Annotated in this window: 12 protein-coding genes; 2 read left to right on the top strand and 10 right to left on the bottom strand. The window is 62.0% G+C overall.

The window, feature by feature from the left end; all coding sequences use genetic code 11:
* Positions 1-19: 19 nt before the first annotated feature.
* Positions 20-970, top strand: coding sequence for a helix-turn-helix transcriptional regulator (locus AC1DD5_RS10335; RefSeq protein ID WP_477521379.1), 951 nt, complete (start codon positions 20-22; stop codon positions 968-970).
* A gap of 109 nt (positions 971-1,079) precedes the next feature.
* Here AC1DD5_RS10335 and AC1DD5_RS10330 read toward each other — a convergent pair whose 3' ends face one another.
* The 7 genes from AC1DD5_RS10330 to AC1DD5_RS10300 all read right to left on the bottom strand — a co-directional run bounded on the left by AC1DD5_RS10330 (position 1,080) and on the right by AC1DD5_RS10300 (position 10,347).
* Positions 1,080-1,376 carry a hypothetical protein gene (locus AC1DD5_RS10330; protein ID WP_477521378.1) on the bottom strand — a complete coding sequence of 99 codons (297 nt, stop codon included), beginning with the start codon at positions 1,374-1,376 and terminating at the stop codon, positions 1,080-1,082.
* Positions 1,377-1,549: 173 nt separating this feature from the next.
* Positions 1,550-2,623, bottom strand: a complete 1,074-nt coding sequence (locus AC1DD5_RS10325) for a LacI family DNA-binding transcriptional regulator (protein WP_477521377.1) — start codon at positions 2,621-2,623, stop codon at positions 1,550-1,552.
* Between the two features lie 152 nt (positions 2,624-2,775).
* A complete protein-coding gene (locus AC1DD5_RS10320) occupies positions 2,776-3,954 on the bottom strand; it encodes an NAD(P)/FAD-dependent oxidoreductase (RefSeq protein ID WP_477521376.1) in 1,179 nt (392 codons plus the stop codon).
* A gap of 56 nt (positions 3,955-4,010) precedes the next feature.
* The gene (locus AC1DD5_RS10315; RefSeq protein ID WP_477521375.1) at positions 4,011-5,057 is read right to left on the bottom strand and encodes a Gfo/Idh/MocA family oxidoreductase; all 1,047 of its coding nucleotides are present in this window, start codon (positions 5,055-5,057) and stop codon (positions 4,011-4,013) included.
* Between the two features lie 188 nt (positions 5,058-5,245).
* Positions 5,246-6,586, bottom strand: a complete 1,341-nt coding sequence (locus AC1DD5_RS10310) for an MFS transporter (protein ID WP_477521374.1) — start codon at positions 6,584-6,586, stop codon at positions 5,246-5,248.
* Between the two features lies 1 nt (position 6,587).
* Positions 6,588-8,288 (bottom strand): hydantoinase B/oxoprolinase family protein, encoded by a 1,701-nt coding sequence (locus AC1DD5_RS10305; RefSeq protein ID WP_477521373.1) that lies wholly within the window; start codon positions 8,286-8,288, stop codon positions 6,588-6,590.
* Positions 8,281-10,347 carry a hydantoinase/oxoprolinase family protein gene (locus AC1DD5_RS10300; protein ID WP_477521372.1) on the bottom strand — a complete coding sequence of 689 codons (2,067 nt, stop codon included), beginning with the start codon at positions 10,345-10,347 and terminating at the stop codon, positions 8,281-8,283. Before AC1DD5_RS10300 ends, AC1DD5_RS10305 begins: the two co-directional genes overlap by 8 nt.
* Positions 10,348-10,828: 481 nt before the next feature.
* Between AC1DD5_RS10300 and AC1DD5_RS10295 the strand changes: the two genes are divergently transcribed.
* Complete coding sequence (locus AC1DD5_RS10295) at positions 10,829-11,875, top strand: AAA family ATPase (RefSeq protein ID WP_477521371.1); 1,047 nt, start codon at positions 10,829-10,831, stop codon at positions 11,873-11,875.
* Positions 11,876-11,916: 41 nt separating this feature from the next.
* Here AC1DD5_RS10295 and AC1DD5_RS10290 read toward each other — a convergent pair whose 3' ends face one another.
* From AC1DD5_RS10290 to msrB, 3 genes are read right to left on the bottom strand one after another with little or no spacing between them, the layout of a single operon-like run.
* Complete coding sequence (locus AC1DD5_RS10290) at positions 11,917-12,378, bottom strand: DUF5709 domain-containing protein (RefSeq protein WP_477521370.1); 462 nt, start codon at positions 12,376-12,378, stop codon at positions 11,917-11,919.
* A complete protein-coding gene (gene msrA, locus AC1DD5_RS10285; RefSeq protein ID WP_442005064.1) occupies positions 12,378-12,902 on the bottom strand; it encodes a peptide-methionine (S)-S-oxide reductase MsrA in 525 nt (174 codons plus the stop codon). The genes AC1DD5_RS10290 and msrA overlap by 1 nt, the downstream gene beginning before the upstream one ends.
* Entirely contained in the window at positions 12,899-13,360 is a 462-nt protein-coding gene (gene msrB / locus AC1DD5_RS10280; RefSeq protein WP_442005065.1) for a peptide-methionine (R)-S-oxide reductase MsrB, read from the bottom strand. Before msrB ends, msrA begins: the two co-directional genes overlap by 4 nt.
* Positions 13,361-13,493 lie beyond the last annotated feature (133 nt).

The raw sequence follows: 13,493 nt of genomic DNA, 5'->3' as shown, positions 1-13,493 counted from the left end.
CTATGGCAGACTTCAAATCATGTGGGAAACCTCGGCACGGCTGCTGCGACTACTCTCTCTTCTGCAGACCCGACGCGACTGGTCCGGCACCGAATTGGCCGAGCGGCTGGAGATTACTCCACGCACTGTGCGCCGCGATGTCGACCGGCTTCGCGGCCTCGGCTACCCCGTGATGGCCACCCCGGGCACCGCCGGTTACCGGCTGGGTGCAGGCGCGGACCTGCCACCGCTGCTGCTCGACGACGACGAAGCCGTCGCGGTCGCGATGGGCCTGCGCACGGGCGCCGGCGGGTCGATCACCGGCATCGAGGAGACCTCAGTGCGGGCACTGGCCAAGCTCGAACAGGTACTTCCGTCCCGGCTGCGCCACCGGATCAACGCCCTGCAGTCGATGGTCGTGCCGATGGCCAGCTCCGGCCCCACCGTCGACCCGAGCACGCTCACGGCCATCGCCGCCGCGTGCCGTGACTCGCTGCGCCTTCGCTTCGACTACCGCACCCACGACGGAACCAGCAGCATCCGCACGACCGAGCCACACCGGGTGGTGCACGCAGGCCGGCGCTGGTACCTCATTGGCTGGGACGTCGACCGCCAGGACTGGCGCACTTACCGCGTGGACCGCCTCGATCCCCGCACGCCCACCGGGCCACGGTTCACTCCGCGCACCCCGCCTCACCCGGATATCAGCGGCTATGCCTCGCGGGCGATCTCCACGTCGGCCTACCGCTACCAGGCCCGGTTCACCCTGCATGTCAGCGCCGAGACCGCGGCGGAGCGGATTGCCCCCACCACCGGGGCGCTGGAGCCGATCGACGAGCACAGCTGCACCCTGCGGGCCGGTTCCAACTCGTTGGACGAGTTGGCCATCTACGTGACAACCAAAGGGTTCGACTTCCAGGTGCACGAACCCCAAGAACTTGTCGAGCACGTCAGGACGCTGGCAGCCAGGCTCGCCAACGCGACCAATTAGGCGGTCCAAGGACGTCCAGTAGGCTCTGCGCATGCTCGATGAACTCAGGGCCTACCGGCTCTGGGAGCTCCGCGGGTTTCGGAGCTGACACAAGTCGAGCTTCGAGCCGTTAGGGCATGATCTTGTACAGATCGATCACGGTCTCCTCGGGCTGCGCTGCAAATCCGCCTTCGATTCCCTGCTGCATCCGGGGAAGGAGGATGCCGTCACGGAATTTCTCCCAGCTCTCCTTCGATTCGTGGACGGCCATGATGGTCCAACCTCCCTCCGAGGCGCCCGCTGCGTGGAAGGTCTGCCCCTCGGGCAAGAGCCCTTCCCCCGGGTGGACGGCAGCAATTGATGCCTCGTATTGGTCCTGTGTGCCTCCTGGGAAGAAGTGCACAACTCCATAGCCGTTGGCTTCCATGTCCGCTCCTTGGATGTGAGAATGCATTCAACATGCCAAGCAGTAGACCCCATTACTCGGGAAGTCAAGGACTTCGCGTTAGATGCTTTGTTGCTGCCATAGTGGCCGGATTCTCCGATGGCAGCAGCACCTTCCATCCCTCTGGATTTGGAGTCGCATTGTGATTTTCAGTATCAGGCGGAGCGGCTCCTGGCCGTGGATTCGCGAACCACCAGACGGCCGCCCAGGATACGGTTGCGCCGTCTCTCGTTTGGGGTGAGCATCGAAGCGGTCAGCTCCTTGAAAGCCGTCCTTCCCAGCTGATAGCTGGGCTGTTCCACGACAGTGAGTCGAGGACGTACCAGGGTGGCCCAGTCCTGATCATCGAAGCCGACCAAGGACAGGTGACCTGGGCAGTCGATACCCATGTCCTGGAGCGCGGCAAAGGCGCCGGCACTCATCTCGGCATCGGTGCAGTAGAGGGCTGTGATGCTGGGTTTGGACTTGAGAAGGTAGCGGACTGCGTCTCCAGCGGAGTGTCGCGAATAGGAACTTGAAGCCACTAACGCCGGATCATAACGAATTCCTGCGCCCCGCAGCGCCATGGCGTAGCCCAGTAGGCGGGCAGTTGCGGGGCGCAGAGATGCAGCGACCTCAGGGTGGATCTGGTCAGGTAGCAGCGCTGTCGCTTCCGTGACAATGCCGATGTTCCGATGCCCCAGGTCAAGCAAGTGTTGGACGGCCAATGCAGACGCTCCAACGTGATCCACTGCCACGTAGGACGCGGATGTGACGTTCGGCGCAGGACGGTCGAGGAGGGTGACAGCAATTCCTTTAGCCTCCAACTCCTCCAGATGGGCTGTGTCCTCATTCGAAACCGGGGCGACAATGACGCCGTCGGCCCTTTTTCCCGCAAGCACCGATACTGCCCGTCGCTCCAAGCCCAGTTCCCCTTCGGTGCTGCTAAGGAGCACGTCATATCCCGCTTCACGGGCGGCGGTCGAGATGCCCCTGACGGCGTTGGCAAAAAAAGGATTGCTGATGTCCGGAATGACGACACCCACCGTTGTGGTTTTGCCGGTGATCATGCTTCTGGCCAGGGCGTTGGCCTGGTACCCCAGAGTGTCCGCTGCAGCTTCGACTGCTTGCCGCGCCTTACTGCTGACGGAGCCGTATCCAGCCAGCGCCCGTGCCGCGGTTGATTTTGACACCCCTGCCAGCTGCGCCACGTCTATGATCGTTACTGACTCCGAGACGGGCTGGGCCATAGTCGCGTTCCTCCTTGGTCCATTTGGGATCGTTACCAGACTTTATACCCACTGTAGCCAGCCCCTGTCACGCCGCACCGGCCCTAAGCCCAGAGGCGGCAGACACCTTGCGTCCACCGCCTCTCTGACCCTTGTACGTTCTGCTTGGTTTTCTACTGCCTTACCGGTTCCCACGCTCCCGTGCCCAGGGCTTCGTGCGCAGGATCGTTGGAACCGAAGCGGTCCGGTCGGAAGGATTCAAGTACGGGGGAGGGAGTGCCTGTAAGGATCTCCTCTGCCAGCAATTCCCCGAGGATCAAACCGAGAGTAGCGCCGGAGTGACTGAAGACTGTGTACAGGCCCGGAATCCCTGGAATGGATCCGACCACCGGCAACCCGTCACCTGGGATCGGCTTGAGCCCCGCGGCGACGAGGTGGGCTGTCAGGCGTGGGTTGCCTGCGAGTACCTTTGAAGCCTCCTCCAGCAGGCCCTGCACCGACTCCCGCGGCACGGTGAACGAACCATTGTCCTCGACCAATACCGTCTGCTCTGCCCAGTCCGAGTCGAGCACAAGACGGCCATCGGGCGTGGGGCGCACCGCAACACGCGGGGTGTTAAGCACTGTCTTGACTTCTACATCGACCGGATCGGTGAGAAGCACAAATGCGGCCGTGGTCCTGTCCGGGACCGTGACCCCGAGGGCGGCGAGCTGGGCCGGAACGTCACCGCCGGTAGCGAGCACAACTTCGTCAGCAAACAACCGCGTCCCGCTGCCGAGGATCACACCGACCGCGATCCCATCCTGCACGTCGACCCGCACGTCCCCGGCGTCGCTGATCACATCGGCTCCCGTCGCCACGGCCTCTGCAACCAGCACTGGAATGAAGTCCGGCATATTCACCCAGCCCTCACCGGGGTTGAAGATGGCACCTTCTTCGGCCACGGCCTGCGCATTCACGTCCGGCGCGACTGCTGCTACGTCCCCCCGCTCGACCCAAACCGACTCGTACCCATGATGGCGTTCAAAAGCATAGGTATCCCGGAAGGTCTTTCCCGGAGCGGCCCATTTCATGGCGCCGTTGAACTGGATGTAGTGGCGGCTTTCCGGGTGGTGCGCAGTCCAAGTGCGGTAACGGTCAATGGCCAACAACCGCAGGTAGTGGTATTCGGCCGAGCGGGCACCGGAGGAGTTTAGCCATGCAATCGAACGGCCGGACGCCCCGTTTGCGAGGGACCCGGCAGTCACAAGTGTCACTTGGGCACCACCCCGGGCGAGATGCAGGGCCGTGGAAGCGCCAAAGATGCCGCCGCCGATGACAATGACGTGCTTCTTGGGAGACGTGGAGGACATGATTCTTTACTTTCTTCGTTCTTCTTATTGTCTGCTGGCTGCCCGGTTTGGAGTCTCTACGAGAGACCCCTGACGGACGAGTGGATGTTTTCGATGATCCGAAGCACTTCAATGGATTCGCGCGGATCCACAGGAAGCGGGCCGGTACCTCGGATGGATTCGGCAAGTTGCGTGTAAAAGCGCGGATACGCTCCCCGCTCCGCGGGGATTGCTGTTTCCGTGCTGCCCGTGCCGAGAATGCCCCACGCTTCTTGGTTTTCGACGCCGAAGGAAGGATCCGTGGGCAGAACTCCGGCAGCGAGGTCCGTCTCCTGGCTGTCCAAACCCCATTTGGTGTAGCCGGCAGAGGAACCGAGTACGTGGAAACGAGGTCCCGACCGGGCCGCCACACCGTTCATCCAGAGCCTTGAGCGAACCCCCGACTCGTGCAGCAGGGACACGAATGCTTCGCTTTCGCCCCCTTCAGGATTGGGCCCGTGGTTAGCCGTTTCACCGTAGGTGTCCAGGACCGGGCCAAACAACTGGATGGCCTGATCGATCAGGTGGGCGCCCAGGTCATGAAGGAGGCCACCGCCTTCGGCCGGAGTCGCTGCATCACGCCAGTTGCCGAAGCCCTCTGGCCGCCACCACTCGAAACGGGATTCGAAGCTATGGACCTGACCCAGATCTCCGCCGCGAATGAGCCTTTTAAGAGTGAGGAAGTCAGCATCCCATCGACGATTCTGGAAGACCGACAACTGCACCCCTGCACCGGATGCCAGATCAAGAAGGTGCTCCCCTTCCTGCGAGGTGGGCACGAATGGTTTGTCCACCACCACGTGCAGACCTTGGGCGATCGCTGCGGACGCGAGGTCCATGTGTGTGGAAGGCGGTGTGCACACGGCCACCAGGTCGAAGTCATCCGCGGAAGCAAATATTTCATCCGCGCTGGCAAAAACTCTTGCCGCCGGGTAGAGGCGGGCGGCCTCACCGGCACGCTCTGCATTGGCTGTCACAATGGCGTTCAGGGAAAAGTCCGGGTCCGCGGCGATCAGAGGCGCATGGAAGACCTTGCCTGACACTCCGAATCCAATAATGGCGGTCCGAATCGGTGTTGCAACCATCAGAGCACCGCCGAACGGTTGGGCTGGGCAAGCATGGCTGCCACTGCTGTCGCAGCCGCCTGGCGGACGTTTGGTCTGATCACTTCGTTTCCAATCGTGGATGCGGCCCACCCGGGCTCCGGGATTCTTGAGGCTGGGTTCGGTCCCCTTCGGAGTGAGGGGACCGAACCCAGCAGGTTTGCATACTGCTAACTCACGGCTGGGGCGGCCGACGGATTGATCGCCGTCTTGCTGTGCTGGAGTGCCTTGGGAAGGGCGAAGACAGTCACGAGGATTGAAATGACGCACGCGATGGTCATGTACCAGCCAAAGGACACGTTGGAACCTGTGATGGAGAACAGCCATACAGCGGCGAGGCCGGCCGTGGCGCCGATCAATGACGTTCCGACGTTGAAGTTCAGTGCAGATGCTGTGGACCGTACTTCCGGCGGGAAGCTCAGGACGTAGGCCACGCTGAGCGGGGCAGCAACCAGGTTGTTGATCAACGTGAAACCGATGACGCTGACCGTTGCGAGGAGGATCGACTTCTCGCCGATCGCGAAGAAGGCCGGCACGGTAAGGACAACAAAGAGCCCGTAACCCGTCAGCAGTACTACACGGGCACCAAACCTGTCGGCGAGGGAGCCGCCCCAAATGCTGGTAATGGGACCCACGGCGTAAGTCAGCATCGAGGCGAGCAATGCCTGGGATGCCGGGAACCCCGCGGTGATCAGTGCTGTTACGAAGTACGCCTGGATTGTGTACGAGCCGATGCGCTGGCCCGCACCAAGACCGATGACCTTCAGCATGTCTGCCCAGTGGTAGCGCAGAGCAGTACGCAGAGGGGTTTGCTTGACCTTCTCGGTCGCGGCTTCCTTGAGAACCTTCTGGAACTCAGGTGTTTCACTTACATGGTTACGCATGTAGACACCGATGAACGCGATCGGAATGGAAAGCAGGAACGGGATGCGCCAACCCCAATCCGCGAACGCGTGGCCGGGCATCGCAACGCTCAAGATGTAGGCGATGCCCGCGGCGAGGAACGATCCCACTGAGGCCGTCGAGTTCAGCACCCCCGCGACGAAGTTGGGCCGACGGCCTTTCTCATGCTCGAACAGGAAGTTGGCAGCAGTTGTGTACTCCACACTTGCGCCTATGCCCTGCAAAAGACGGGAGAGCATCAGCAGTACCGACGCTGCAACGCCGATGGCTGCGTAGGTCGGCAGAAAACCGATGCCGGCAGTACCAATGCTCATCAGGGCGATGGTCAGGATCAGAACGAATTTTCGACCCTTGATGTCACCAAGCGGACCGAGGATCAGCCCCCCGATGGGCCGGATGGCGTAAGAGAGGACGACGCCGATGTATACGGCCAGGAGGGCGGCAGTCGAATCGCCGGAGGGGAAGAACTGGGTTGAGATGATTGCGGCCAAGGTCCCATACAATGTGAAGTCGTAGTACTCGACGACGTTGCCGAGCATTGTGGAGATGAAAACACGACGCCGGGTGGCTGAAGCCACGGGGGCCGTGGCGCTGGCTGTATTTGCCATGTTATTTCCTAGGGGTGAGGGCGGACTGTGAGTGTCCGCTGACGATTTGACTGAACTGCTCTGGGTAGACCTCCCGGGCGAACGCCTCTGAAATCTTTCCCTCTGCGAGGTCTCGGGCGACCTCGTCCACATTCCTCAGTTCCGGTGGGCCATAGCCTCCGGCTCCGGCTGTTTCGATCGCTACGCGGTCGCCGGTCTGGAGGACCGTGTATCCGTGGTTGATGGGCCGTGCCCCCTCGCTGAGGACGGCACGCGCGCCCTCACCGGGCAGTCCGCCGTCGAGGCCCCAAGGACGGGATTTTTGACGGCTTGTATCCAGCCAGAAATGAATGTCGGGATCCTCAACACGAACCGCACGCCGGATACCCAGGCCACCACGGTGTTCCCCACCGCCGCCGGAGTCTTGAATCAGTTCGTAGGCATCGATGACGAGCGGGTACTCGGCCTCGAGGCTTTCAACCGGCAGGTTGGAGGTGTTGGTCATGTGGACCTGGACACCGTCCATGCCGTCCTTGGTAGCACGGGCCCCGCATCCGCCGCCGATGGTCTCCAGATAGACGAACTCTCGCCCAGTGCGCGAGTTCCGTCCGGAGAAGTGAACACCGGTGTTGGCGCCATTGCTTGCTGCGGTGACCCGCTTGGGGACGGCCGTGGCCAACGCGCCGTGGATGAGGTCAACGATCCTCTGGCATGTTTCGCTGCGGCCGTTGACCGCTGCTGGTTCCTGGCAGTTGATGATGGTTCCGAGCGGCGCCTCGATTTTCACGGGCCGGTACAGGCCCGCGTTGGGGACGATGTCGGCGTCGATCAGACTCTTGAGCGAGTAGTAGACCGAGGCGTACAGGGCAGTCCAGACGACGTTGACGCTTGCGCGGACCTGCGGAGGGTTTCCGCCGAAGTCGAACGAGATGTTCTCGCCGTCGATCACGATACGCACTTGAAGTTCGAGCTCGTCGTCCAGCTCGGGGCAGTCGAACTTGTCCTGGAAGGAGTACTCGCCATCCGGCATGGCCGAAATGGCTGCCCGGGTGCGGCGTTCGGTGTAGTCGAGCAGATCTTCGCCTGCCTGAACCATGACTTCGCGGCCATAGCGTTCGCAGAGGTCCTTGTACCGCTGGGATGCAAGGCGGTTTGCCGCCTGCTGTGCACGCAGGTCAGCCTGCCGCTCGTGCGGGACCTGGCAATTCAGGAGAATCAGGTTGAGCATCTCCTCCTGCAGCGCGCCTTGACGGATAAGGCGGACGGGCGGGATACGCAGGCCTTCCTGGAAGATGTGCGCGTGACCGCGATCGCCGAAATCGGCGTGGTGGGCGAGGTTGGCCGCCCAGGCGGTCAAGATGCCATCGACGAAAACCGGCGTGGCCAGGACGATGTCAGGCAGGTGGGATCCGCCGCCGCTGAATGGATCGTTGCCGATGAAGGTGTCACCGTCTTTGATCTCGTCTAACGGATAGCGGCTCAGGATGCCGTCCACGATGCCCATCAGTGAACCGAGGTGCAGGGGCGAGCCGCCTTCGTCCTGGGCAATGCCCTGCCCTTTCGCGTCGAAGAGGGAAGCCGTGCAATCCCGGCGTTCCTTAATGTTGGTGGAGTAGGCGGCGCGGACAAGCGTTTCGCCCATTTCCTCGACGACGGTCGCAAGCGCGGAGCCGATGACTTCTGCAAGAACGCTGTCGAGCTGTTGCGTGGTTTTGTTATTCATTGGGGCTCCTTCGGATTTCAATGACGAGGTTGCGCACGTCGTCGACGACGCAGACATCGGAGGGAAGCAAGAGGGTGGTGGTGTCCATCTGTTCGATGACGGCAGGTCCCACGATGCGGTGGCCGACGTCGAGCAGGCGCCGGTCGTAGACCGGGCATGAGACGTAATCGCCTTCTTCGGCAAGGTAGACGTCACGACGGGCGACGACGGCGTCCTGCGCCTTCCGTCCGTTGGCGGCAGCGCGTACGATCTCGGCACGGGGGACGTCTGCGATGGCCTGAAGCCGGAAGGTCACTGCCTGCACGGCCTCGTCGTGGGCACTGTAGCCGTACATGCGGTCGTGCGCGCGCTGGAAGCCTTCGATAATGCCGGCGATCGCTGCGGCATCGATGTCGCCTTCGGGGAGCTCGACAGGAAGTTCATAGTTCTGCCCCGCGTACCGCATTTCCAGGCGACGGACGACGCTCCGGCGTTCTGTTTCAATCCCTTCCTCATCAAACCAGTCCGAGGCATGGTCGGAGAGTTCAGCGAAGATCTTAGCGATGTCTTCCGCATTATCAGGGGATACATGCGTGATCTGTGTGCGCATGAAATCGCTGCGAATATCCGTCATGAGCAGCCCGAGCGCGGACTGGGCGCCCGGTGTTTCCGGAACCACGACGCGGTCGACGCCGAGCTCAATGGCCAGCCGGGAAGCATGCAGAGGGCCGGCGCCACCGAACGGGACAAGGGCGTAATCACGGGGATCGTAACCTCGCTGTACCGAGATGACACGTATGGCCCGTGCCATGTTCGCCGTGACTACCCGGATAATGCCCTGCGCCGCCTCCGGAACGCTCATGCCAAGGGGATCTGCGATAGCCTTGACCGCCCTGTGGGACGCCTGTGCGTCGATCTTCAGCTGGCCGTCCAGGAGATACTCCGGATTGAGGACTTGGAGAACCACGTTGGCGTCCGTCACGGTGGCATCCTGTCCGTTTCCGTAACAGGCCGGGCCGGGGAAGGCACCGGCGCTCGCCGGGCCGACCTTGAGGTGGTTACCACTATCGATCCAGGCAATTGAACCGCCGCCAGCACCAACGGTGTGGATGTCCAGCATGGGGGAACGGATCGGACGGCCGTCCAGCTCCATGCCGGAAGTGACCTTGGGTTCGCCATTCTGCACAAGGGAGACGTCAGAGGACGTGCCACCCATATCGAACGTGATGATGTCCGGGCTACCTGCCGCGCTGGTAATTGCAGCGGCGCCCACAACACCGGTGCTCGGTCCGGAGAGAACCAGACGGACCGGCATCTTCTCGGCCGTTGCGAAGGGGATGATTCCACCGTTGGACTGGGTCACGTGCGGGATGCACTTCAGTCCGTTCTCGGCAAGGCGCTGACGCAGGCGACCGAGATAGTTTGCCACCACAGGGCCGATATAGGCGTTCGTGACGACGGTGGAAAGGCGTTCGTATTCACGGAACTCGGGGAGAACGTCACTGGACAGGGACACATACGCCTCAGGGAATTCCTCAGCGATGACAGCAGCTATCTGCTGCTCGTGCTCTGGCCGTAGGTAGCTGTAGAGGAGGCAGACTGCAATGGATTCAACCTGCTGTTCCTTCAGTTCCCGCACGGCAGCCCGGACTTCATCAAGGTCCAGAGGCGTTTCGATGCGTCCGTCGTGGCGTACGCGCTCGGTCACTTCCAGACGAAGGTCACGTGGAACGAAAGGCTCCGGCTTGTCGGCCTGCAGATCGTAGAGGTGCGGGCGGCGACCGCGTCCGAGTTCCAGCAGGTCCCGGAAGCCCTTGGTGGTGATAAGCCCTGTGCGCACGCCGCGCCCGGTCAGGAGTGCATTCGTGCCCACTGTGGTGCCGTGCGCGAGGTAGGTAACCTCCTCGATCGAGCGCCCGCCCATTTGTTCGAGCAGTTCCTGGATGCCGAGCACAATTGCGCGTCCGGGATCGTCGGGTGTCGATGAGACCTTACGGACGTGTACTTGTCCGTTCGCCTCGTCGAACGCACAAAGGTCGGTGAAGGTACCACCGGTGTCTACGCCGATTCTGAGAGTCATGATCTTCCTGTCATCTGATTTCGCTTTTGCCCGAAGGGGTCTGTCGACAACGTCGGCCAAGATCCTCTAATGGGGATGGATGCGGTAGTTGCGACTTTGGGGAACGTTCCCAAATCTGCTGAACAAAATTCTAGGGACGTGATGCAGGCCACGTCAATACCCCATTTTTGATGTGTTGAAGAGCCATTCGGTTCACCGCGCGAACAGCCCCGCCGCCCGATGCCAAAGGAAGGGAAGTGGGCCAGAAGCGGGAAACTTGGCGGGAATTCCTTGACCTGGGCGGTGAAGGCGGCTTAGTCTCAATAAATCTTGGGAACGTTCCCTAAAACTTCGCTTCGTGAGGAAAGAACGGCGAGAGTGATGAAGAGATGACAGGGACAATTTGCCACCGGCCTGTATGCGCGAACACTCTGACCAAACTGCGTTGACACCAGTGGAGCCCACCTCACCCTGCTGGGAAATCGAGTATTACAGTTGATGTATGGCTGCCAGCCGCAATCCGCTCGATGACCTGCGCGAAACCATCGGCCACTTGGCCAATCAGCTCAAGCTGCCCGGTTCGGAACGTGTCGATGACCTGGTGGGCGATCTCATCGGCGCCAGGCCCGGGCCGGCCCGGCCGCTGTCCGAGGTGCAGGCCGAACTCGACGCGCTGGTGGGACTGGAAACCGTGAAGGAACAGGTGCGGGGCCTGGTCGCATTGCTCCAGGTTCAGGCCCGCCGCAAGGCGCACGGACTTCCGGAGGTGGCCACATCCCAGCATCTGGTGTTCCTCGGAAACCCGGGCACAGGCAAGACGACCGTGGCGCGGCTCCTGGCCGAGATGTACCGCGCGGTCGGTCTGCTGCAGAAAGGGCACTTGGTCGAGGTCGATCGTTCGGGCCTGGTGGGGCAGTACGTCGGGGCGACCGCCATCAAGACGGACCGGGTGATCCGGCGTGCGTTGGACGGTGTCCTGTTCATCGACGAGGCGTACGCACTGGCCCCGGAGGACGGGCGGATGGACTTCGGCCCGGAGGCGATCGAGGTTCTGCTCAAGCGGATGGAGGACCACCGCCACCGCCTGGTGGTGATCGTCGCCGGGTACCCGCGGTTGATGGAATCCTTCTTGCTCTCCAACCCCGGACTGCGCTCCCGGTTCGCCCGCGAGATCACGTTCCCCGACTACTCCGTCGACGAACTCCAGACGATCTTCCACCAGATGCTGGCCCAACACGAGTACACGCTGGAGCCGGGTGCGGACCAGATGCTGCGTCGTATCCTCATCGGGCTCCACGCGGGCGAGGACTCCGGCAATGCACGGTTCGCCCGCACGCTGTTCGAACAGGCGCTCAACCGCCAGGCGCTGCGGCTGTCGCTCGACGAGGAACAAAGTCTCGATGCCCTCGATCGTGAGGCGGTCACGACGCTCACCGCGAACGACATCGCCGAGGCCGCGCTGGCCTTGGGTGAGGAACCGGAGCCGGAGCCGGAGCCGGAACCGACGCCGGAACGGGAACAGTCACGCTGGTGGCGCTGGCTGCTCTGACCGGCCTCGTTTTGCATCTTCGTCGCTTACAACCAGGTTGTTTACGACCAGCGCATATCGTCTTCTTCCAGGACGATGTGGACTGCTGCTTCCTCCGCCGATGCACCGGCACCGTCTAAACCGTTGTCTTCCGCCCAGTAATCCGTTGCCGGATCGAAACTCTCTGGGGAGCCGGCCCATGTCAGCCGGCCAGCTCGCACAGAACCGACCTGATCGTCGATAACCTCGCCGTCTGTGTCGGTGGTGTCGCCGATACCGTCTCCGATCACTTCTTCAGTCACTTCGGGGATCTCTCGGGCAAGCCGGGCGGATAGCGGTTCCCGGGACCTCGCCTCGCTCAATGTGAAGCCCCAGGAGAGGTCAGCCGGGCGCCAATCCAACGGCGAGTACCCGGTTTCGTTTATCTCGTCTCCGAGTTCATCGGCGTCGAGGCTCTCGTCGGGCGGAAGCAGGCCGAAGTACTCGGCCTGGTCCTCGAAGCCGTTGCCGTCGAGGTGGTCCATCAGGTTCCTCCGAACGCGGTCTGGCTCTCGCGCTGCGGAAGCTTCCATCCTGGGCGGGGGTAGTGGCAGGTGTAGCCGTCTGGGTACTTCTGGAGGTAGTCCTGGTGTACTTCCTCTGCTTCCCAGAAAGCTCCGGCCGGTTCGACCTCCGTGACGACTTCGCCGGGCCAAAGTCCTGACGCGTCGATATCTGTGATGGTGTCCAGCGCGATCTGCCTCTGCTCTTCACTGGTGTAAAAGATGGCGGACCGATAGCTGCGGCCCATATCATTCCCCTGCCGGTCCGGGGTCGAAGGGTCGTGGATCTGGAAGAAGAACTCGAGCAGATCCCGGAAGGAGAGGATGTCGGGATTGAAGACAATCTCAACGCTTTCGGCGTGGTTACCGTGGTTGCGGTAGGTGGCGTTTGGTGTGTCGCCACCGGAGTATCCGGTTCGGGTGGAGATCACACCCGGCTTCTTTCGGAGCAGCTCCTGGGCGCCCCAGAAGCAGCCGCTCGCGAGTATCGAGCGGTCGCGGCTCATGATTCTTCCTCCGTGGCGAAAAGCCTGCGAAACTGCCCATATCCAGCTGCCTCGAGCTGCTCCAAGGGTATGAAGCGCAACGCGGCCGAGTTGATGCAGTAACGCCAACCGCCGTCGGCGGCTGGGCCGTCATTGAAGAGGTGACCGAGGTGGCTGTCACCATGCTTGGAACGCACCTCGGTCCGGACCATGCCGTAGGTGTGGTCCTCATTCAGGACGATATTGCTTCGGTCAATAGGCGCCGTGAAGCTGGGCCAACCTGTGCGGCTGTCGAATTTGTGGAGAGACGTGAAGAGCGGCTCTCCGGAGATGATGTCGACATACAGGCCGGCGTCGTGGTTGTCCCAGTACTCGTTCCGGAACGCCGGCTCCGTCGCCGCTTTCTGGGTGACGTCGTACTGCTCGGGAGTGAGTTTCGCAACTTTGTCACGATCTCTGCTGTAGTCGGGGGTGGACATTGGATCCTTCTTTCCTGTGGGGTGGTTCCAGACCGTGGGCAAAAGCCCAAGTCGGCATGATCGATCGGAGTGATCGTCTACTTCGCACGCGTGAACGCAGTCAGCTTTCTCTCGGGACCGCTGACTGGCGCGG

It is taken from the genome of Paenarthrobacter sp. 10L420, from assembly GCF_056395385.1.
This window is presented reverse-complemented; position numbering and strand designations above follow the sequence as displayed.